The sequence below is a fragment of the Phyllobacterium sp. OV277 genome, from assembly GCF_900104355.1.
Classification (GTDB): domain Bacteria; phylum Pseudomonadota; class Alphaproteobacteria; order Rhizobiales; family Rhizobiaceae; genus Phyllobacterium.
The window spans coordinates 44,122-65,596 of sequence record NZ_FNIY01000003.1 but is presented as its reverse complement, the minus strand read 5'-3'; the positions used below and the strand labels follow the sequence as shown (position 1 = coordinate 65,596).

Genomic DNA, 21,475 nt, shown 5'->3' with positions numbered 1-21,475 from the left:
TTCTTTTGTCCTTGCATTAGAAAGTTATATCGTTTATCGCCGATGAACGATGAAATGCAGCAATCGATTTCAACAGGCAATGTCGGATGTGGAGACGGCGCGCACACTCACTGCGCTTGCCCATCCGGCCCGCTTGCGCATTATCAGGCAGCTTGCCGGGATGAATACCTCCTGCTGCAAGGATATTGTCGCCACGCTTGATCTGGCGCAGTCGACCGTATCGCAACATCTGAAAATACTGGTTGATGCCGGGCTGGTGAATTACCGGCAATCAGGTCAGAGTTCCCATTACAGCATCAATCCGGACGCGTTTGCCGATGTCGCCGCCCTTGTCAGCGATATGGCCAATCTTTGCTGTCCACCCGATATCATTGTGCCGGCAGCGCGGGTAAACGCTGCGGCCATCAAGGAATAGCCGTGGCTGAAAAAACTGTCTCTTCCGAGTCTGGCAAAACACTCCAGACCATTCGCAACCTTTGGGACTATATGTGGCCCGATGAGCGCCCCGACCTGAAAATGCGGGTTGTCTGGGCCTCGTTCTACCTGCTGATTTCCAAGATCGTGCTCATTCTGGTGCCCTACTTCTTCAAATGGGCGACCAATGCTTTGAACGGCAAGTTCGTGGCATCGGATCTGGTGCCGCTCATTCTGGTTGGCCCGCTCATGCTGGTTGCTGCCTACAACGCGGCGCGGATCATTCAGGCTGGCTTGAACCAGTTGCGCGATGCATTGTTTGCCAGCGTCGGGCAATATGCGGTGCGAAAACTTGCCTATAAGACCTTCGTCCACATGCACAATCTGTCCCTGCGCTTCCATGTTGAGCGGCGCACGGGCGGCCTGTCGCGCATTATCGAACGTGGCACCAAGGGCATTGAAACCATCGTCCGTTTCACCATCCTCAACACGGCACCGACGATTATCGAGTTTTTGATGACCGCCGTGATTTTCGCCTTCGCCTATGGCCTGTCCTATCTGGCCGTGGTTGTGGCAACGGTCTGGCTCTATACGTGGTTTACGATCCGCGCCAGCGACTGGCGCATCAACATCCGCCGCGACATGAACGACTCCGATACGGATGCCAATACCAAGGCAATTGACTCGCTGCTGAACTTCGAGACGGTCAAATATTTCGGTAATGAGCAGATGGAGGCAAGCCGCTTCGATGCAGCCATGGCGCGCTATGAAATCTCGGCAACCCGCATCTGGACATCGCTTGGCTGGCTGAATTTTGGTCAGTCAGTTATTTTCGGTATCGGCATGGCTGTCATGATGATCATGTCAGGCAGGGAGGTTCTGGCTGGCACGCAGACTCTTGGCGATTTCGTTTTCATCAACGCCATGCTGATGCAGCTATCGATCCCGCTCAACTTCATCGGCTTCATCTACCGCGAAGTCCGGCAGGGCCTGACCGATATTGAGCAGATGTTCGACCTTCTCGATGTCGAACAGGAAGTCACTGACAAGCCTAATGCCAAGCCGCTGGTGATCGAGCGGGGTGCGGTGCGCTTTGACAATGTAATGTTCGCCTATGATCCAAAGCGTCCAATCCTCAAGGGAGTGAGCTTCGAGGTTCCGGCTGGTAAAACCGTTGCTATTGTCGGCCCATCCGGCGCTGGCAAATCGACATTGTCGCGTTTGCTTTACCGCTTCTACGATATTCAGGGCGGATCGATCAGCATTGACGGTCAGGATATCCGTGATGTGACGCAGGAAAGCCTGCGTGCGGTGATTGGCATGGTGCCGCAGGACACAGTCCTGTTCAACGACACAATCGCCTATAACGTCCGCTATGGCCGCATCACCGCGACCGAAGAGGAAGTGCGCAATGCGGCGGATCTTGCCCAGATCGGCAGTTTTATCAAAAGCCTGCCCGAGGGCTATGACGCCATGGTCGGCGAGCGCGGGCTGAAACTCTCGGGCGGCGAGAAGCAGCGGGTTGCCATTGCCCGCACCATTCTCAAAGCACCGCCCATCCTGATCCTCGATGAGGCGACCTCGGCGCTCGACAGTGCCACGGAACATGAAATTCAGGCGGCGCTTGATCTTGTCAGCCGTGACCGCACGACGCTTGTCATCGCCCATCGGCTCTCAACCATTATCGGCGCTGATGAAATCATTGTGCTCAAGGACGGCGTGATTGCCGAGCGGGGAAGGCATACGGCACTTCTGGCAGAGAATGGCCTCTACGCATCCATGTGGAACCGCCAGCGCGAGGCAAGCGAGGCCGAAGAGCGTCTGCGCAAAGTGCGCGAGGAGGACGATCTTGGCGTCGTCGTGCGCGGCAAGCCAGCTTTGGATGTCGCCGTCGAACCTTAAAACGTCGCGCCAAGCAAAACCCGGCCAATGAATAATTCTGCTGATGAATTGTCCCGGCCGGGTTGAAAGGTTTGCTCCCGCTGCCAATCTCCGATAAGTAACGCGCAATTCCGGTGGCGTATATATGCTGCCGGGCGAGTATTTGGCGCTGTCAGGAACAAACCAATGAGCCTTGTCGATTCCATCCGCAACACGCTGGTACCCATCCACCGGGAGGGTTATCCGTTCATCGCCGGTTTTGCCGGGGTGACCGTGGTTCTCGGCTATTTCTGGGAGCCCCTGTTCTGGATCGGCCTCATCCTCACGGCCTGGTGCATCTATTTCTATCGCGATCCGCAGCGCGTGACACCCACGGACGATAAACTGGTGATCAGCCCCGCTGATGGTCTCGTTTCTGCCGTTGGCCCCGCTGTTCCACCGCGTGAGCTTAATCTTGGCGACCGGGAAATGACCCGCATTTCCGTGTTCATGAATGTGTTTTCGTGCCATATCAACCGCGCGCCGGTGCGCGGCCGCATCACGACCATCGTCCACAAGCCGGGCAAATTCCTCAATGCCGAACTCGATAAGGCCTCTGCCGAAAACGAGCGCAACGGCCTTGTGATCGACAGCCCCAACGGTCAGGTCGCGGTTGTGCAGATTGCAGGTCTCGTTGCCCGCCGCATCGTCTGCTGGGCCGATGAAAACAATTCCATTTCGATTGGCGAACGCTTTGGCCTGATCCGTTTTGGCTCACGCGTTGATGTCTATCTGCCTGAAGGTTTTGCCCCGCGCGTTGCCGTCGGCCAGACGGCGGTTGGCGGCGAGAGCGTGCTTGCGGAATTCGGCGGCGAGCCCAGCGCTCCGCTGGTCCGCATCAGCTGAGGCGCGCGGCATGAGCGAACCTGATACCGATCCGCTGTTTGACGATAAGCCTGAGGTGAAGGAGCCGACAGGCTCGCGCATTCCCATGCGCTATCTCATTCCCAACGTGATCACGGTTCTCGCCATCTGTGCCGGTCTTACCGGTATCCGGCTGGCCTTTGAGAACCGGTTTGAGCTGGCAGTTTCGATGGTGCTGCTCGCCGCTTTCCTCGATGGCATTGACGGGCGCATTGCCCGCATGATGAAGGGCTCGACCAAGTTTGGCGCGCAGATGGATTCGCTTGCCGATATTGTCAATTTCGGTGTCGCACCGGCGCTGGTTCTCTATGCCTATATGCTGGATCAGGCCCGGTCCTTCGGCTGGATCGCGGCGCTGCTTTATTGTATTGCCTGCTGCCTGCGCCTTGCCCGTTTTAACGTGATGCTTGACGTGGTCGGCAAGCCGCTGTGGCAGAACAATTTTTTCACCGGCGTTCCGGCCCCCGCGGGCGCGATGCTGGTGATGCTGCCTGTCTATCTCGGCTTTTTGGGGCTCGCGCCTACGCGCCCGCTGGCCTTTGCCGGTGCAGCCTATACGGTGGGTGTGGCCATCCTGATGATCAGTCGCCTGCCTGTTTTCAGCGGCAAATCTGCCGGAACAAAGCTGCGCTCTGACTGGGTCATGCCGAGCTTTCTGGCCATCGTTGTCTATGTGGCTTTCCTGATGAGCTATACGTGGGAAACACTGACGCTGACGACTATCGGCTTCTTCCTCACCCTGCCATTCAGCGCCCGGGCGTGGAAACGCCACGAGGCTGCCGATGCGGCGGCTTTGGCTGTTTCAGAGACGCCAGCAGCTTCCTGAGAGTGAACTGCAAGATTCTTGGTTGGTTATTCGTGATTCGTGGTTTGCCCTTCGACAAGCTCATGAAGCTCACCATGAGGAGCTTACCTCCCCCGTCATCCTCGGGCTTGACCCGAGGACCCACAATCTTAAAGCGCGGCACCCATGGGTCCTCGGGTCAAGCCCGAGGATGACGAGGAGAGGTTTGCGCCTCATGGTGAGCTTGCCGAACCATGCACCACGCAGCTGAGGCTTTGCAGCCTCACAGACCACCTCCCTATTTGCTTGGTTCCTTACCATTCAAATGCGTCTGGAAAAACGCCAGGACATCCGTATTGAACTGTTTGTGGAAGGCTGTGCGGTCAAAGCCCGGCGCATCGGTGCAGAGTTCTCCGTCGCCAGAGTCTGCAACGAGTTTGGCAAAGGCTTCGGAGCAGGGTGGCAGGAATGAGAAATGGCCGGAGTTTGCTACGGGGTGATAGTCCGGCTTGACCGGCAGGCGTTCGGCGACAGCGGCTGCATCGGCAGGGGATAGACCGTCGCCGCCATATGCTGAACCCCAGAGTTGTACGGGCACGGTCACGCGGCCTAAACTCTCCGGGGTGAACAAGCTGCCGCCCGCCGGATCGGCAATGACAGCGGCACGGATGCGCGGATCGGCGGTCAGGGGTGCAATGGCACCGGCGCGGATTTGTTCGCAGAAACGGTTTCCGGGATAAACAGGGCAGTTGTCGAGCAGTTTCTTCCAGTCGGGATTGCCGCCGATCATGCCAAGCCCGGTAAAGCCGCCTCGGGAAAAACCGAAGAAACCAATATGGGCCATATCAATCCTAGAATGATCCGGCCATGATGCCAGCAGAAAGTCCAGCATGCGCGTCATATCAACGGGGCGTTGGGTCATCGAGGCAATATCACCAGGATCGCGTGTTTTGGAGCGGCCGCCGTCTCTTGGATGATTAATGGCAGCGACGACAAAACCCGCATCGGCAAGCTTCTCCGCGAGGGTGTGAAAATTGCCGTACCAACCCCCAACGCCATGTGAGATGACAATGAGTGGGAGTTTTTCACCTGTCAGGGGACAGTCTTTCACGACAGTTGAATAATCAAAGCCGATATCCACCGGTGCGGGTTTGCCGGTACAGGGGTACCAGACCGCCGCATCCAGTGCAGGACCACGGCTATCGTTTGGCACGTCAATGAACTGCAGTCCTGCTGCGGCGGTGAGAAGGTTTAGCATGATGCGCTCCTGATGGTTGGCGTTGAAGCCAGAGGAGGGCCTTTTCACTGTTATCTCGACCTTGATCACAATTCAGGTCGTCCGGGATCGCGTTTCAGGACATAGTGCGGGCAGTCAACTCATGCCGGACATCTTCATGCTGTTTGTTCCATTGCCCTTTGTGGTTGCTGTCCTGCTCGTCGTTCTCCTGATCCAGATGATCAGGCGCAATGATGGCAGCGGTACAAATCCATTCTTTCTGGCTTTGATTTCGGTCTATGCCTTGCAATCGATCGTAATCGGTGTCCGCTGGGGTTATAATGTGCTGGAGATATTGCCGCTTCAGGCGGTTCTTGCGGTCATCATTGCAACGCTCGCATGGCTGAGCTTTGAAGGCCTGCGCACCGAACGCCCTCCAATACAGCGTCCGCTTCTTCTGTTGCACATCTTGCCGGCACTGCTGATCATTGGCCTGATCGCTTTCTGGCCCGCGCCGATATCTCTGACGATCATTGTCATTTTTGCAGGCTATGGAATTGCGCTTTGCCGTCTGGCATGGCGCGGACCCGATGCGCTGGGCTCGTCCCGATTGGATGGCGTTATCAACGCTTACAGGGCGTTGCAGATCACTGCCTTTGCCATCGCCAGTTCTGCAATCATCGATGTTGTCATCAGATGGGATTTTGCCGAGTCAGGCGGCACGCATTCAGGCCGCATCGTTGCTATTGGCAATGTATTAGCCATGCTGGTTCTGGGTGCGGCGGCGACGGTTGCCGGGACCAGCCGCCCGGAGGAGCGCGCTGATACTACGTCGGAAGAGGGCGCTTTGCCGGTAGCTACAAGCGGTGAGGATACGGATATTGCCACTTCGCTCGATAGCCTGATGCAGTCGCGTGAACTCTACCGCGATGTTGACCTCAATCTGAACCGTCTTGCCCGCAAGATGGGCCTTTCGGCCCGGCAGGTTTCCACTGCCGTCAACCGGGTCAAGACGATGAGCGTCTCGCAATATGTGAATGACTTCAGGGTGAGGGAAGCCTGCCGTCTGCTGGCTGATACGGAATTGTCGGTCACCAACATCATGTTTGATGCCGGGTTTCAGACCAAATCCAACTTCAACCGTGAGTTTCTGCGCGTTACCGGTATGAGCCCGAAGGCATGGAGATCCAATGCTCTGGCCAAAAATAATTCAGGTGGTACGGTTATCCGCCTCGCCGGGTGATTGCAGTTTGCTGGGGCGTAAGTTTGTCGCTGCATTTCCCGCTGTGCCCCTTCGACAAGCTCGGGATGAGGGAGAGTGTGGATGCAAGATAATCGCCGAACGTGCAGAACTTGACTCCTCATACCCCACCCATCTCCGTCATCCTCGGGCTTGACCCGAGGACCCACGGCTAAGGAGAGCAGATCAATCCGTATGTTCAGCGCCTTTAAGTTGTGGGTCCTCGGGTCAAGCCCGAGGATGACGGAGATGGGAGGATTGCGGGGAGCTAAATTCTGCACTCATGACGATTATCTTGCAGCCAACAATGCCCTTAATCCCGAGCTTGTCGAACCACACACCTCATCCTGAGCTCATCGAACCACACACCACACCCCTCACAACCACCCCTTAACTCGGGTTATTGTAGCCCAGCAGCTTACCGGCACGCACATCATACAGCTTGCCCGTATCATCAATCTTCGGATCGAGAATGAGGGCGATTTTGGCGGCAACTTCGGCTGGTGTTGGCAAGGTTTCAGGATCTTCGCCCGGAACGGCTTGAGCGCGCATGGCGGTGCGGGTTGCGCCGGGGTTGACCGAGTTGACGCGCAGCTTGGTCTGGCGGGCTTCATCGGCCCAGCTGCGGCCCATCACCTCAACAGCGGCCTTGGAAGCCGCATAGGGCCCCCAGTAGGCGCGGGCGGAATGCGCAGCGCCCGATGACAGCAAAAGCGCGCGACCCGCGTCAGAGAGCTTCAGCAGCGGGTCTGTGGTGCGGATCAGGCGCCAGACACTGGAAACATTGATATTCATCAGCTTGTCGAAGACTTTTGCTTCCACATGGCCAATCGGTGAAATCGTGCCGAGAACACCCGCATTGGCGACCAGAATGTCGAGTTTGCCCCAGCGCTCATAGATAGATCCGCCAAGCCGGTCGATGGCTGGCATATCGGTCAGATCAAGCGGAACAAGTGTCGCCGAGCCGCCAGCGGCGGTGATTTCGTCATCGAGTTCTTCAAGCCCGCCCACCGTGCGGGCAACGGCGATCACATGCGCACCGCGCGCTGCAAGTTCTTTGGAAAGGAAATAGCCAATGCCGCGGGACGCGCCGGTTACAAGCGCAAGCTTGCCGTCCAGCCGAAAACTGCCGTCAGAAATCATGAATGGAAACTCAACCGTTAGCCGTTATTTGCGAGAAGCGCGAACTGGCGCACATTGCTGATACCATCCCGGTCAACAAGCCGGGTTGGATAATCGCCAGTGAAGTAATGATCGGTGAACAACGGCGAACTTGCATCGCGCGGCGCTCCGCTGACTGCCCGGTAAAGCCCGTCAATCGACAGGAACTCAAGCGAATCCGCACCAATATATTTGCACATGGAGGCGAGCGTCGCGTGCTGATTTGCCAGCAGCTTGTCCGCATCCGGGGTATCGATGCCGTAAAAGTCAGGATGATAGATCATCGGGCTGGCAACGCGGATATGCACTTCGCGTGCACCCGCATCGCGGATCATCTGGACGATCTTGACCGAAGTGGTGCCGCGCACGATGGAATCATCCACCAGCACAACACGCTTGCCTTCAATAACAGCACGGTTGGCCGAATGCTTCAGCTTGACGCCGAACGCCCGGATCGACTGGGTTGGTTCGATAAAGGTACGGCCGACATAATGGTTGCGGATAATGCCGAGTTCGAACGGAATGCCGCTCGCCTGCGCAAACCCGATTGCAGCAGGGGTACCGCCATCGGGAACCGGAACCACCACGTCGGCTTCCAGCGGTGCTTCCTTGGCGAGATTAACGCCCATATTCTTGCGCGCCGTATAGACATTGCGACCGCCAACAACGGAGTCGGGACGGGCGAAATAGACATATTCGAACAGGCACATACGCTCGGGCTTCGGATTTTGCGGCTTGAAGGCCTCGATGCTGATCGAACCGTCAGCCTGAATTTCGCAGACAACCACTTCGCCGTTTTCAATATCGCGGACAAACTTCGCGCCGATAATATCGAGTGCGCAGGTTTCGGAGGCAAAGATTGGCTTGCCATCAAGATCACCCATGACGAGCGGACGGATGCCAATGGGGTCACGCGCAGCAATCAGCTTGGTGCGGGTGAGGGCGAGCATCGCGTAGCCGCCTTCCATCTGACGGATCGCATCGATGAAGCGGTCTGACGATGTGGTGCTGCGCGAGCGGGCGATGAGGTGCAGGACAACTTCCGTATCGGAATTGGACTGGCAGATAGCGCCATCGGCGATGAGCTTGCGCCGCATCGTCAGACCGTTGGTGAAATTGCCATTATGGGCAATGGCAATGCCGCCGATTTCCAGTTCGGCAAACAGCGGCTGGACATTGCGAAGCGCAGGATCGCCGGTTGTGGAATAACGCACATGGCCGATGGCCCGATCACCCGGCAATTGAGCCAGTGTCGCAGGATTGGTGTAATGGTCGCCGACGAGGCCCATACGGCGTTCCGAGCAGAACTGCTTGCCATCATAGGAGACGATACCTGCCGCTTCCTGTCCGCGATGCTGCAGGGCATGCAGCCCCAGCGCCGTCAGCGTTGCGGCATCCGGATGCCCCAAAATGCCAAACACACCGCACTCTTCATGCAGTGTGTCGTCGTCAAGGGACATGAGAGGGGTCTCATCACGAAAAATGTCGGTCATTACCGCAAGCCTTTCGCCGCAGATTCAACTGTAAGATCTGTCATTCCATTATGCCACACTATGTGGGGTATTACCACGCAAACGCCAAGTTAACCCATTGTCGCACCCAAAAAGCTGTTAAGGCTTGGGTGTTGTACCCTCAGGCGGGATATCTTCCTTGGGTTCCGGCGCTGTTGTTGCGTCCGGAGCCGTCATTGATCCGGGCTTCAAACGCTTCAGAGTTGCTTCCGGGTCCTCAGGCAGCAGGCTCATCAGCTTTGCGCCAAGTGAGTCGATCATTGGCTTGGATTTTGCCTGTGAAACCCATGCGGGCTGGTTCTCAGTTACGAGCCAATTGAAAAACAGCATCGCGACAACCACAAGGAGAACACCGCGGGCGGCGCCGAAGAGGAAACCGAGTGTGCGATCCAGTGCGCCGATACGGCTGTCGATGATGAAATCGGCAATCTTCATGGTGATAACCGAGACAATAATCAGCGTAACGATGAAGACGATACCGGCCGCTGCAATCTGGGCAATGGTTTCATTGCTGATATAGGGCGCAAGGAAAGGCACGACGGGCTTGTAGAAGAGATAGGCCGCTGCCGCTGCCGCTGCCCATGAGACGACCGACAGCACTTCGCGCGAAAAGCCGCGCACCATGGCCAGTATCGCCGAAACGAGAGTGATGCCCAAAAGAATTCCGTCAAGCAACGTAATAGGCATTTACATGTATCCCCAATCCAATTCCAACTTATACAGCCTTCGGATAATGGCGGTATCAGGTCAGTCGTCGCGTTTCCCTTTACCGGGTCCCGACGCCGCAATCCGGGCCACAAGGTCCGGCAGCGAGGCCGTCTCGGTCAGATGGGCGTTGCGTCCTTTCGGCACGTCGTTGCTTCCCTTGGGAAGAACTGCCTGCTTGAACCCAAGCTTCTCTGCTTCCTTCAGCCGCTGCACCGCATGCGCCACTGGGCGAACGGCGCCAGACAAGCTGACTTCGCCGAAATAGACGCAATCGGCCGGAAGGGCAATACCAGCAATGGATGAAACCAGTGCAGATGCAACCGCAAGATCGGCTGCGGGCTCAGAAATCCGGTATCCGCCGGCTACATTGAGGTAAACATCGTGCTGGCCGAAGCGCACGCCGCAATGGGCCTCGAGCACCGCCAGAATCATGGAAAGGCGGTTGCCGTCCCAGCCAACGACCGCACGGCGTGGCGTACCGAGCGTGGAGGGTGCGACCAGTGCCTGAATTTCAACGAGTATCGGGCGTGTGCCTTCCATCCCGGCAAAAACCGCGGCTCCCGGCGATTTGTCATTGCGTTCGCCGAGAAAAAGCTCGGAAGGATTGGCAACTTCGCGCAAACCGCGATCCGACATTTCAAACACGCCGATCTCATCAGTCGGGCCGAAACGGTTCTTGACCGTGCGCAGGATGCGATAGTGATGACCGCCTTCGCCTTCGAAATAAAGCACCGCATCGACCATGTGCTCGACCACGCGCGGTCCGGCAATCTGGCCATCCTTGGTGACATGGCCAACCAGTACCACGGCGGCACCGGTCTGTTTGGCAAAACGGATCATCGCCTGCGCACCGGCCCGCACCTGCGTGACCGTACCGGGGGCCGAATCGGCAGCGTCGGTCCATAGCGTCTGGATCGAATCGATGATGATCAGATCAGGGCGTTTGGAATCGGAAATGGTGGCGAGAATATCCTCGACATTGGTTTCGGCAGCCAAGAGTACATCCGTGTCAGCGGCATGCAGGCGCTGCGCCCGCAGCCGAATCTGCGCCACGGCCTCTTCACCCGAGACATAAATGACCTTGTGGCCCTGCCGCGCCAATGCGGCAGCAGCCTGGGTGAGCAGGGTAGACTTGCCGATACCGGGATCACCGCCCACCAGAATGGCCGAGCCGCGTACGAAACCACCGCCGGTCACCCGGTCAAGCTCGCTGATGCCGGATTGGATGCGCGGTGCATCCTCGATCTCGCCTGAAAGAGAGGTGAGGGCGACTGCACGGCCCTTGCGGCCCGACAATTTGCCGGGTCCGCTGCCGATACCACCCGCAGTGCCTTCCTCAACGAGCGTATTCCACTCGCCGCAGGCATCGCACTTACCGGCCCAGCGCGTGTGCACGGCTCCACAGTTCTGACAGATGAATTGAATTCTTGCCTTGGCCATCAATCGCCTTTTCCGGAGTAGAGGTAGCGACGATGATAACGGTTTCCAAGCCCGGTCAATAATTCAAAACCGATGGAGCCTGCAGCCCGCGCGGCTTCATCAAGCAGAATATTATGGCCGAAAAGCTCGATGTAATCACCGGGTTTGACCGCAGATTCAGGCAGGTCTGTGATGTCGAAGGATGTCATGTCCATCGTCACGCGGCCGATAACAGGCACTTTGTGACCGGCAACAAAACCTTCACCGCCCTTGCGCACAGCAATGCGCAGCGGTGTGCCGCTGCCCGAGGCCGAGCGCAGATAGCCATCCGCATAGCCGGTCGAACAAATGGCAATGCGCGTGTCGCGCTCAAGCAGCGCCGTTGCACCATAACCTGACGTCTCGCCTTTGAGGCCGGTGCGGATTTGCACAACCCGCGCTTCGACTGTCACAACAGGGCGCATCGGATTGGACTCACCCGCAAGCGGTTCGCCGCCATACATGGCAATGCCGGGACGGCTCAAATCGGAACCAATGCCAACCGGGTGGAAAATGCCTGACGAGTTGGACACGCTTGATTCAATGCCTGCAAAAGCAGTGCGAAGCTGTTGAAATGACTCAATCTGCCGCTGGGTGAGAAGGTGTCCCGGCTCATCGGCGGTTGCCAGATGGGTCATGACCAGAACAGGCATGTCTTTGGCTTGCGTGGCAAAATCAATTGCTTCTGCAACAGTCAGCCCCAGCCGGTTCATGCCGGTATCCACATGCAGTGCGTAGGGCAGGTTCAATCCGCTGCTGGCATTGGCATTGACCCAGAGGTCGATTTCGTAGTGCGAGCCCAGCACAGGAATGAGCCCAGACGTTTCAAAGAATGGACGTGCCTCGGCAAACAGGCCATTGAGAACAAAAACCCGCGCTTCCGGTGCAATCGCCTTGACCCGCAACCCTTCCTCGACAAGCGCCACAAAGAAAGTGCGGCACCCGGCATCCCACAAGACGGGCACGACATACTCAATGCCAAGCCCATAGGCGTTGGCCTTGACGACAGCGCTTGCCTTCGCCGGCTTGGATTTTTCGGAGAGAAGCTTCCAGTTCGCGGCAAGTGCATCAAGGTCGATCGTAAGCCGCCCGCCCGCAAGACGGGGGTCAGCGCCTGTGGTGGTGATGTGAGGCTGCATGTTGGTCAAGTGAATGAGGTCCGGACTGGTTAAACTGGTCAAAATGGTATGAGGCTTTGCATTTGGATACTAGGTGGAAGGTTTTGGTTGCATGTGGTGGTGCGCGATTGGTGGTTCGTGGTTCGACAAGCTCACCATGAGGGAGAGGGGTGATGAAAGGGAGTCAAGTTCTGCAACCTTTGTGCTCGGCAATTTTTTGATCTGCAACGCCGACGATTATCGTTGCATCCTCACTCTCCCTCATGGTGAGCTTGTCGAACCACGAACCACGAACCACCCCTCAACTCTACTCAAACCGCTCCGGCAAGTGTGATTCTTCTGCAAGATCCGTGAAGCGGGTGAATTCCGCCTGGAAGGCCAGTTTTACCGTGCCTGTCGGACCGTGACGCTGCTTGGCAATGATAACTTCCGCCTTGCCAATGGCTTCCTTCAGATCAGCCTGCCACTTGAAATGCTCTTCGGTGCCTTCCTTCGGCTCCTTGTTCTTGATGTAGTATTCGTCGCGATAAACGAAGATCACCACGTCGGCGTCCTGCTCGATCGATCCTGATTCACGCAAGTCGGAGAGCTGCGGGCGCTTGTCTTCGCGGCTTTCCACCTGACGGGAGAGCTGTGACAGCGCGATGATCGGCGTATTGAGTTCCTTGCCGAGCGCTTTCAGACCGGTGGTGATTTCGGTGATTTCCTGCACGCGATTTTCAGAGGCTTTCTTGGATGAACCCTGCATCAGCTGAATATAGTCGATGACCAGAACGTCGAGGCCGCGTTGACGCTTGAGGCGCCGGGCACGGGCGGCGAGCTGCGCAATGGAAATACCACCCGTCTGATCGATATAGAGCGGTACTTTCTGCATATGCTGCGAGCAGGCGACCAGCTTTTCGAACTCGGCCTCGTTAATTTCACCGCGCCGGATTTTCGATGAACTGATTTCCGACTGCTCGGAAATAATACGGGTTGCCAGCTGCTCCGACGACATTTCGAGGGAGAAGAAGCCGACAACACCGCCATTCTTGGCCTTGATCGTGCCATCAGCCAACTGCTCGGACTCGTAAGCCGCAGCGATGTTGAAGGCGATGTTGGTGGCAAGCGAGGTCTTGCCCATACCGGGACGGCCTGCAAGGACGATCAAATCCGATGGCTGCAAGCCACCCATACGATTGTCGAGCGCATGGATGCCTGTGGATACGCCGGAAAGATGGCCATCGCGCATGAAGGCGGCATTGGCCATATCGACGGCGGTTTTCACCGCATCGGTAAAGGTCTGGAAGCCGCCATCATAGCGGCCTGTTTCTGCCAGTTCGAACAGCCGGCGTTCAGCGTCCTCGATCTGGCCCTGCGGCATCACATCAACGGGCGCGTCATAGGCGATATTGACCATGTCCTCGCCAATGGTGATCAGCGCGCGGCGGGTAGCAAGATCATAGATGGCGCGGCCGTAATCTTCGGCGTTAATGACCGTAACCGCTTCCGTGACGAGGCGGACGAGATATTGCATCACCGTCATTTCGCCGACTTTTTCGTCCGTTGGTAGGAAGGTTTTCAGCGTGACGGGGTTCGCCATCTTGCCCATGCGGATCATGTCCGAGGACACATCGAAAATCTTGCGATGCAGCGGCTCGTAAAAATGCACGGCCTTCAGGAAGTCGGAAACACGGTAAAACGCATCATTGTTGATGAGAATGGCACCCAGCAGCGCTTGCTCGGCTTCGATATTGTTGGGTGCTTCGCGGTAGAGCTTGTCTCCACTGTCGCGTACCTCAAGGAATTTGCGTGCTGCCTCAGCCATGTTAATTTTCGCCCCGATTCCAATACCTGTTCCGCAGTAAGCAGTTAAAAATGGCGTGTAAAGCTGCTCTGGACAACCAATGACGGTCCGAATGAAACGGTACCATGATTCCCGCTATTAACAGCCTTGGGGGATAAAACTTTTATTCCTTGGTCTGGTACTATTGACACATCAGCACTTCCGTCGGCGATGATATGGAGCACCTCCTTCTTCGGTATCAAAAAGCACGTTCTCACCGTCATCGTTAAGCATCACTCTCTCCGTCATCCGTGCGCTTCTCTCTTCGTCATCCTCGGGCTTGACCCGAGGACCCATTGCTGAGCAGCGCCATGATTGCGGAAAAGTCCCCTCTGCCGTGGGTCCTCGGGTCAAGCCCGAGGATGACGGACTGGGAGTGGGGGCAGCCGCATCGGAGGCTTGAAGGTTAATGTAATTGGCCCGCCGCGATCATCACGATCATGGCGGGCCAATTTTATTCAAGTGCGGCGAACGTTAACGTCCGGCAACCGATTCCCGGTTGTCGACCTGCGTATTGGCGCAGCTGCGCTCGCTTTCCAGCCGCTTGAGACGTTTTTCTTCTTTCTCGATATAGCTGCGCGTTAGTGGCACAGCTTCCTGCCGGTGCGCCAGCTGTATCTGGAACACCATCAGGTTCTGCCAGCGGAATGCTGATTCTGATGCGGCGAGATAGAATTCCCACATGCGGCAGAAGCGTTCATCATAGATCGCCTTTGCCTTGTCGCGGTTGGCCATGAAGCGTTCACGCCAGATGCGCAACGTATCGGCATAGTGCAGACGCAGAATTTCGATGTCGGTAATAACAAGGCCAGCCTTTTCAATATGCGGAAGCACTTCTGAAAGGGCAGGGATATAACCTCCCGGAAAAATGTACTTCTGGATAAAGGCATTGGTATAGGACGGACCATCGGAACGGCCAATCGAATGGAGAAGGAAAACGCCATCCTTCTTCAAAAGCCGGGCCGTATGCTGAAAGTATTCGGCAAAATGCCCGACGCCGACATGTTCGAACATGCCGACCGAAACAATCCGGTCAAAACTGTCATCAATGGTGCGGTAATCGCGCAGGTCAAAGCGGGCCTGTGCCGATAAGCCCTCGTCAACTGCCCGTTTGTTGGCGATGCCATGCTGTTCATGCGACAGGGTAACACCCTCCACATTGGCATCGAGGTGGCGGGCGAGGTAGAGACCCAGACCGCCCCAGCCGCAGCCGATATCGAGCGTCTTGTGCCCTTTTTCAACCAGCAGCTTGGCGGCAATATGCCGTTTCTTCGCCATCTGGGCTTCTTCGAGCGTTGCATCGGGGTGCTCGAAATAGGCGCAGGAATACTGCATGTCCGTATCGAGAAACAGCCGGTACAGGTCTTCAGACAGGTCGTAATGCCTGTGTACATTGCTTGATGAACGGGCAAGCGTGTTCATCTGGTGCAGGCGGCGGGTGGCACGGCGAATGCCCTCCAACGCCAGCATCCATGGCTCGCGCGCAACCGTTGCCCCGGTATTTTCGAAGATGATCTTCAGGACGTCATAGATATCGCCGTCGAGAACATCGAGTTCGCCGTTCATATAGGCTTCGGCGAAATGCAGGGACGGATCAAAGGCAATCCGCCGTTCGGCTGCAGCCGTATTGATGCGGAAATGGATCGGTTCTCCGGTTCCATCACCAAAGGTGCGGTTTTGGCCGGAGGAGTCAGTGATAACAAGTGTACCAGTGTGAACAAGCCGCGAGAGAGCGGCCTTAAGGATGGCATTCATGAACAATCTCCATCATTGACGATAGAGCTCGGCCATTATGAGGCTCGGGAGCGAGCCAAGGTCGGGCGTGGGTAGGATGAATAAATTTACCTGTTTTTTTGATTCTGAAAAGCAAAAAAACACCCGACATCTCTGCCGGGTGTTTTATGGTAAAGCAAATACCACTCCTCAGAGCAGTTTATGCTTTAAAATCAGGCGTTTTCTTCGCCTTCTTCGTCTTCATCGAAGAATTCGTCAGAAAGCGGTGCTTCTTCAATGCCGTAGATGGCTTCGGCAGAGGTGAGGTCTTCACCCTTTACCTGACGCTCGGCTTCATCGGCAGTACGAGCAATGTTGATCGTAACAGTTGCTTCGACTTCCGCATGCAGAGCCAGAACGATCTTGTGCAGGCCAATCGTCTTGATTGGTGTGTTCAGTTCAACCTGGTTGCGGTTGATCGAGAAACCTTCTGCAGTGATCAGGTCAGCAATGTCGCGAGTCGTTACTGAACCGTAGAGCTGACCGGTTTCACCGGCGGAGCGAACAGCAACGAATGTCTTGCCGTTGAGCTTGTCAGCGATTGTCTGAGCTTCGGTCTTGCGCTCAAGGTTGCGTGCTTCGAGCTGGGCGCGCTGGCCTTCGAACTTCTTCTTGTTGGCTTCGTTGGCACGAAGAGCCTTGCCCTGCGGCAGAAGGAAGTTACGGGCAAAGCCGTCCTTTACCTTGACTGTTTCACCCATCTGGCCGAGGCGGCTGATGCGTTCGAGAAGAATGACTTCCATTTGAGTTTTCCTTTCAAGTTCAATTGGTCGTTAATTGTCGTTATTGGGTGGTGTTTTAATTTCAGCCTTCGAAACCGGCGCGTTGCGCGATGTGTCAAACAGACCGGCCAGAAGGAAGACGATGAGCGTAAAGCTGAAGATAAATGCGCAGGCATAGGCAAACCACAGGGCGAACGGCCGCCACGTCGCGCCGCGTGAGCGGGCATGCAGCATGGCAAAGCCTGCCATCGAGAACCCGGCTCCAACAGCGCCAGCAATGGTACTTCCCACATATCCGGGCGCGCCCGGCAGGAAAGCCATCGCGCAGGCAATGGCAAAAATTACCAGTGCAGGGCGAGGCAACCGCAGTGCGCGGGGCCAATCATCCCGGGGGCGTTGCAGTTTGCCGGCAGCAGCAGTGATACGCAGGGCCACGTAAAGGTTGGCGACGATAGACATCACAAACGCTGCGGAAGCGATAATGGGCATCAGACGCAGCATAATCCGTACAAGCAACTGACCGACTTCCGGATTTGCGGCCAATTGGGGATTGGTTTCGTTCATCTGTTTGGTCACGGCCTGTACGAGCGCAGTCATCTGTGCTTCGCCGATCATTGCACCGATAATGATCACACCGACAGCTACGACCAGGCAGAGGCGCAACAATGTGTCGGCCAGGGGATACCAGACAAAGACGTCTTTGGGGCCGCCGATTTCAGCTGCCGGTCGTGCCAAACCAATGAAATATGCGCCTGTAGCGGCTGGAACAGCCATCAAGAGTATGTCGGCCACTGCATCCAGAGACGGCGAAATGACAGAAACTGCGATTGTCATCGTGGCCGCGGCGATGAAGCCGGTTACCGTGCCCCAGCCGAGCGCTGCAATGAAAATCGGTAGCGGGGTAAACAGGACGAGGAGAAAGCCAATAATCGACTGATTGGCAAGGCCGATCGAGAGCAGCGCAGCCGCAAGGCCCGCCAACACTCCAACGCCAATATCTGTTCCAGTCAGTTTCATTTCGCTCGCTGTCCTGCTTTGCGCATAACCCCAAAAATCTTCTTTGATTTTTGGATAAGGATTATACGCCATTCATGCAGTTAGAGGTGGTTTTTAAACCGATTCCTCAACTTGGGTTTTTTGGTTTGCCTGACCGCGCCCATCGCGGAAGGCTTATATTTTGCCCGAAGGCTGAAGGCGGCGGGATGAAATCCTGCCGCCTTCGGTAGTCTTACTTCACAACGTAAGGCAGCAGGCCGAGGAAACGGGCACGCTTGATCGCCTGGGCGAGTTCGCGCTGCTTCTTCTGGCTGACAGCTGTAATACGGGAAGGAACGATCTTGCCACGCTCGGAAATGTAGCGCGACAGGAGCTTGACGTCCTTGTAGTCGATCTTCGGCGCATTGGCACCCGAGAACGGGCAGGTCTTGCGGCGGCGATGGAACGGACGACGGGTCGGGATCTGATTGATATCAACCATTATTCTGCTCCTTCACCGGCTTCGTTGTCACGCGGGCGGCGTGGACGGCGCGGACGATCGTCATCACGGCCACCGAACTTGTCGTCGCGTTCGCGGCGATCGTCACGGCGTGCAAGCATGGCCGACTGGCCTTCTTCGTGCTCTTCAACGCGAACGGTCATGAAGCGCAGAACGTCTTCATTGATGCGCTGCTGGCGCTCAACTTCTGCAACGGCTGCTGCCGGAGCATCGATGTTGAGAAGCGAGTAATACGCCTTGCGGTTCTTGTTGATGCGATATGTCAGGGCGCGGAGGCCCCAGCTTTCAATACGCCCGACTTTGCCGCCATTGGCCTCGATGATACCCTTGTACTGTTCTACAAGCGCATCGACCTGCTGCTGCGAAATGTCCTGTCGAGCAAGGAACACATGTTCATAAAGAGCCATTGTCTTTGCCTTTCTTCGTTAATATTGCCCGGAATCAACGGTAAACCTCTGCGAATCTCTCTGCCGGAAACCGGCGAAGAAAGGACGCTGATGGAGACGATCGAGAGCGGAGACACGGGAGGCTGAAGCTTTTACGCTTCCACGGATAAAATCCGGCCCTCCGTTCAGCCCCCAGCTGACGCCGAGCAATGAACGGGCGGCTTATACGGGCAAATCTGAAAAGAAGCAACCCGCATGGACCGTTTTATATTGCAACGCAAAAGATGGGGTGGTGGTGGCATTGTAGTGGTTCGTGGTTCGACAAGCTCACCATGAGGGAGAAGGGTGGATGCAACGCTTATCGCATAGGTTGCAGAATAAAGCTCCCTTTCATCATCCCTCTCCCTCATGGTGAGCTTGTCGAACCACGAACCACAAATCTGCAGCCACCTCACTGCAATCCTCCATCGATAATGTGCATGAAAGCTTGACTCTGGGCTTGCTGATAGGCACATCGCGCGGCACATTATCGAAAATAAAGCAGAAATCTGGAGGCGCCCCGCATGTCCATAGCATTTACCTTCCCGGGTCAGGGCAGTCAGACGGTTGGTATGGGCAAGGCTTTGGCCGACAATTTCGCCGAAGCCAAGGCTGTTTTCGACGAGGTGGATGATGCGCTGGGGGAAAAGCTCTCTTCTATTATTTGGGACGGACCGGAAGAAACCCTGACACTGACCGCCAATGCGCAGCCCGCCCTCATGGCTGTTTCCATTGCAGTTATCCGGGTTCTGGAAGCGCGCGGCATTTCGATCAAGGACAAAGTGGCCTATGTGGCTGGCCATTCGCTCGGTGAATATTCGGCGCTGTGTGCTGCCGGGACATTCTCGCTGGCCGATACGGCGCGGCTTTTGCGCATTCGCGGCAATGCCATGCAGCAGGCGGTTCCCGCAGGAGCGGGCGCCATGGCTGCTATCATCGGTCTTGAACATGATGTGGTGCAGGCTGTCTGTGCGGATGCTTCTCTGGAAGGTCCGGTGCAGATAGCCAATGATAATGGCGGTGGCCAGATTGTTATTTCGGGCTCAAAAGCTCCTGTTGAGGCGGCCGCAGCACTTGCGACCGAAAAAGGTGCCAAGCGCGCCATCATGCTGCCAGTCTCCGCACCCTTCCATTCTACCCTGATGGCGCCAGCCGCTGAAGCCATGCGCGCGGCGCTGGCCAGTGTATCCAAGCAGAACCCGATTGTTCCACTGATTGCCAATGTGCGGGCAACCCCGGTCACATCGGCTGATGAGATCGCAGCTTTGCTGGTCGAGCAGGTGACGGGTCAGGTCCGCTGGCGCGAAACGGTCGAGTGGTTTGGTGCCAATGGCGTAACGACGCTCTACGAGATTGGCGCTGGCAAAGTGCTGACCGGCCTTGCGCGCCGTATTAATAAAGACATATCAGGTGTCGCGGTTGGCACGCCTGACGATATTGAAGCGGCTGTTGCCGCGCTGAACGTTTGAACGGAAGGGATTGAGCAATGTTTGACCTGACAGGCCGCAAGGCTCTCATAACAGGTGCCAGCGGTGGTATTGGCGAATCCATTGCCCGCGCGCTGCATGCGCAGGGTGCGATTGTTGGCCTGCATGGCACGCGCGTTGAAAAACTTGAGGCGCTGGCAAGCGAGCTTGGCGACCGGGTCAAGATTTTCCCGGCAAACCTGTCGAACCGCGACGAAGTGAAGGCGCTGGGCGAAAAGGCGGAGAGCGAACTGGAAGGTGTTGAAATTCTCGTCAACAATGCCGGTATCACCAAGGATGGGCTGTTTGTCCGCATGGCCGATGCTGACTGGGATAGCGTGCTTGAGGTTAATCTGACCGCCGTGTTCCGCCTGACGCGCGAATTGACCCACCCGATGATGCGCCGCCGTTATGGCCGTATCATCAACATCACCTCTGTTGTTGGTGTAACGGGTAATCCTGGCCAGACGAATTATGTGGCATCGAAGGCCGGTCTGATCGGCTTTTCGAAGTCGCTCGCACAGGAAATTGCCAGCCGCAATGTCACGGTCAACTGCGTTGCACCGGGTTTCATCGAATCGGCGATGACCGACAAGCTGAACGACAAGCAGAAAGAAACCATTATGTCCGCCATTCCCATGCGCCGCATGGGGACGGGCGCGGAAGTGGCGTCGTCTGTAATCTACCTTGCCAGCAACGAAGCATCCTACGTCACCGGCCAGACGATCCACGTCAATGGCGGCATGGCAATGATCTGATAAAGTGCACCCGGACAATACAATTCAGCCGGGTGTAAAGGGTGCAATCACATTTATGAGATTGAGGCCGTCAATAAAGCGTGATAAGTCGCGCACCAAGTCAGGACATCAAATCGATTTGATGCCCTTTCCTTTCCGCAAGGAATAAGCCGCGAGGATGTGCGTTTTAGCTGTTAAACAGGGCTGAAGTGCCATCTTATTGCTTGATTAGAGTCATCCGTGCCGCTAACCAAGGCATAGGGAAAAACAAACAGGTTGAGGTTTCCACATGAGTGATACTGCAGAACGCGTCAAGAAAATCGTTATTGAACATCTGGGCGTTGATGCCGAGAAAGTCACCGATGGTGCGAGCTTCATCGACGATCTGGGCGCAGACAGCCTTGATACTGTCGAGCTCGTGATGGCTTTCGAAGAAGAATTCGGCGTTGAAATTCCTGATGATGCTGCCGAGACGATTCTGACAGTCGGCGATGCCGTCAAGTTCATCGACAAAGCATCTGCCTGATTTTCATTCGGCCTGGCAGCGCAGGAATCATGACAGGAGGCGAGAAGCCCCTGTCGGGACCTGCGCGGGGCCGTTGGAAAAGATCATGCTGAATATGACATTGAAGGATCGG

Annotated in this window: 19 protein-coding genes and 1 pseudogene; 8 read left to right on the top strand and 12 right to left on the bottom strand. The window is 56.3% G+C overall.

From position 1 onward, the window contains the following. Positions 1–79: 79 nt before the first annotated feature. The 4 genes and pseudogenes from BLU05_RS12040 to pssA all read left to right on the top strand — a co-directional run. Positions 80–415, top strand: a complete 336-nt coding sequence (locus tag BLU05_RS12040; protein ID WP_244518325.1) for an ArsR/SmtB family transcription factor — start codon at positions 80–82, stop codon at positions 413–415. 71 nt (positions 416–486) lie between these two features. Next, positions 487–2,316: an ABCB family ABC transporter ATP-binding protein/permease gene (locus tag BLU05_RS12035; RefSeq protein ID WP_244518352.1), complete on the top strand. Its 1,830-nt coding sequence runs from the start codon at positions 487–489 to the stop codon at positions 2,314–2,316. A gap of 120 nt (positions 2,317–2,436) precedes the next feature. Continuing rightward, complete coding sequence (locus BLU05_RS12030; protein WP_280139036.1) at positions 2,437–3,180, top strand: phosphatidylserine decarboxylase; 744 nt, start codon at positions 2,437–2,439, stop codon at positions 3,178–3,180. Positions 3,181–3,253: 73 nt separating this feature from the next. Then, a pseudogene (pssA, locus tag BLU05_RS12025) lies at positions 3,254–4,024 on the top strand (CDP-diacylglycerol--serine O-phosphatidyltransferase); the annotation flags it as partial. A gap of 256 nt (positions 4,025–4,280) precedes the next feature. Here pssA and BLU05_RS12020 read toward each other — a convergent pair. Continuing rightward, positions 4,281–5,240, bottom strand: coding sequence for an alpha/beta hydrolase family protein (locus tag BLU05_RS12020; RefSeq protein ID WP_091880359.1), 960 nt, complete (start codon positions 5,238–5,240; stop codon positions 4,281–4,283). Between the two features lie 121 nt (positions 5,241–5,361). On the opposite strand from BLU05_RS12020, the gene BLU05_RS12015 reads away from it, so the two are divergent. Continuing rightward, the gene (locus tag BLU05_RS12015; RefSeq protein ID WP_244518324.1) at positions 5,362–6,441 is read left to right on the top strand and encodes a helix-turn-helix domain-containing protein; all 1,080 of its coding nucleotides are present in this window, start codon (positions 5,362–5,364) and stop codon (positions 6,439–6,441) included. Positions 6,442–6,828: 387 nt separating this feature from the next. Here BLU05_RS12015 and BLU05_RS12010 read toward each other — a convergent pair whose 3' ends face one another. The 11 genes from BLU05_RS12010 to rpsF form a co-directional block, all read right to left on the bottom strand. After that, positions 6,829–7,581 (bottom strand): SDR family NAD(P)-dependent oxidoreductase, encoded by a 753-nt coding sequence (locus BLU05_RS12010; protein ID WP_091880358.1) that lies wholly within the window; start codon positions 7,579–7,581, stop codon positions 6,829–6,831. A gap of 17 nt (positions 7,582–7,598) precedes the next feature. Further along, complete coding sequence (gene purF / locus BLU05_RS12005; protein WP_091881116.1) at positions 7,599–9,059, bottom strand: amidophosphoribosyltransferase; 1,461 nt, start codon at positions 9,057–9,059, stop codon at positions 7,599–7,601. A 150-nt stretch (positions 9,060–9,209) separates the two neighbouring features. Next, positions 9,210–9,797, bottom strand: coding sequence for a CvpA family protein (locus tag BLU05_RS12000; protein WP_091880356.1), 588 nt, complete (start codon positions 9,795–9,797; stop codon positions 9,210–9,212). Between the two features lie 60 nt (positions 9,798–9,857). After that, positions 9,858–11,258: a DNA repair protein RadA gene (radA, locus tag BLU05_RS11995; RefSeq protein WP_091880355.1), complete on the bottom strand. Its 1,401-nt coding sequence runs from the start codon at positions 11,256–11,258 to the stop codon at positions 9,858–9,860. Continuing rightward, positions 11,258–12,415: an alanine racemase gene (gene alr, locus BLU05_RS11990; protein ID WP_091881114.1), complete on the bottom strand. Its 1,158-nt coding sequence runs from the start codon at positions 12,413–12,415 to the stop codon at positions 11,258–11,260. Before alr ends, radA begins: the two co-directional genes overlap by 1 nt. Before the next feature lie 286 nt (positions 12,416–12,701). Next, the gene (locus BLU05_RS11985; protein ID WP_091880353.1) at positions 12,702–14,201 is read right to left on the bottom strand and encodes a replicative DNA helicase; all 1,500 of its coding nucleotides are present in this window, start codon (positions 14,199–14,201) and stop codon (positions 12,702–12,704) included. A 492-nt stretch (positions 14,202–14,693) separates the two neighbouring features. Beyond that, a complete protein-coding gene (locus tag BLU05_RS11980) occupies positions 14,694–15,974 on the bottom strand; it encodes an SAM-dependent methyltransferase (RefSeq protein ID WP_091880352.1) in 1,281 nt (426 codons plus the stop codon). A gap of 191 nt (positions 15,975–16,165) precedes the next feature. Further along, complete coding sequence (gene rplI / locus BLU05_RS11975) at positions 16,166–16,735, bottom strand: 50S ribosomal protein L9 (RefSeq protein WP_091880351.1); 570 nt, start codon at positions 16,733–16,735, stop codon at positions 16,166–16,168. A 30-nt stretch (positions 16,736–16,765) separates the two neighbouring features. Further along, positions 16,766–17,731: a DUF2232 domain-containing protein gene (locus BLU05_RS11970; protein WP_091881112.1), complete on the bottom strand. Its 966-nt coding sequence runs from the start codon at positions 17,729–17,731 to the stop codon at positions 16,766–16,768. A gap of 211 nt (positions 17,732–17,942) precedes the next feature. After that, positions 17,943–18,191, bottom strand: coding sequence for a 30S ribosomal protein S18 (rpsR, locus tag BLU05_RS11965; protein WP_008128538.1), 249 nt, complete (start codon positions 18,189–18,191; stop codon positions 17,943–17,945). Continuing rightward, positions 18,191–18,616 carry a 30S ribosomal protein S6 gene (gene rpsF, locus BLU05_RS11960; RefSeq protein ID WP_091880349.1) on the bottom strand — a complete coding sequence of 142 codons (426 nt, stop codon included), beginning with the start codon at positions 18,614–18,616 and terminating at the stop codon, positions 18,191–18,193. Before rpsF ends, rpsR begins: the two co-directional genes overlap by 1 nt. 542 nt (positions 18,617–19,158) lie before the next feature. Here rpsF and fabD point away from each other — a divergent pair. The 3 genes from fabD (at position 19,159) to BLU05_RS11945 (ending at position 21,363) form a co-directional block, all read left to right on the top strand. Further along, positions 19,159–20,103: an ACP S-malonyltransferase gene (gene fabD / locus BLU05_RS11955; RefSeq protein WP_091880348.1), complete on the top strand. Its 945-nt coding sequence runs from the start codon at positions 19,159–19,161 to the stop codon at positions 20,101–20,103. A gap of 17 nt (positions 20,104–20,120) precedes the next feature. Beyond that, a complete protein-coding gene (gene fabG, locus BLU05_RS11950) occupies positions 20,121–20,858 on the top strand; it encodes a 3-oxoacyl-[acyl-carrier-protein] reductase (protein WP_091880346.1) in 738 nt (245 codons plus the stop codon). Positions 20,859–21,126: 268 nt separating this feature from the next. Continuing rightward, positions 21,127–21,363, top strand: coding sequence for an acyl carrier protein (locus tag BLU05_RS11945; RefSeq protein WP_091880344.1), 237 nt, complete (start codon positions 21,127–21,129; stop codon positions 21,361–21,363). Positions 21,364–21,475 lie beyond the last annotated feature (112 nt).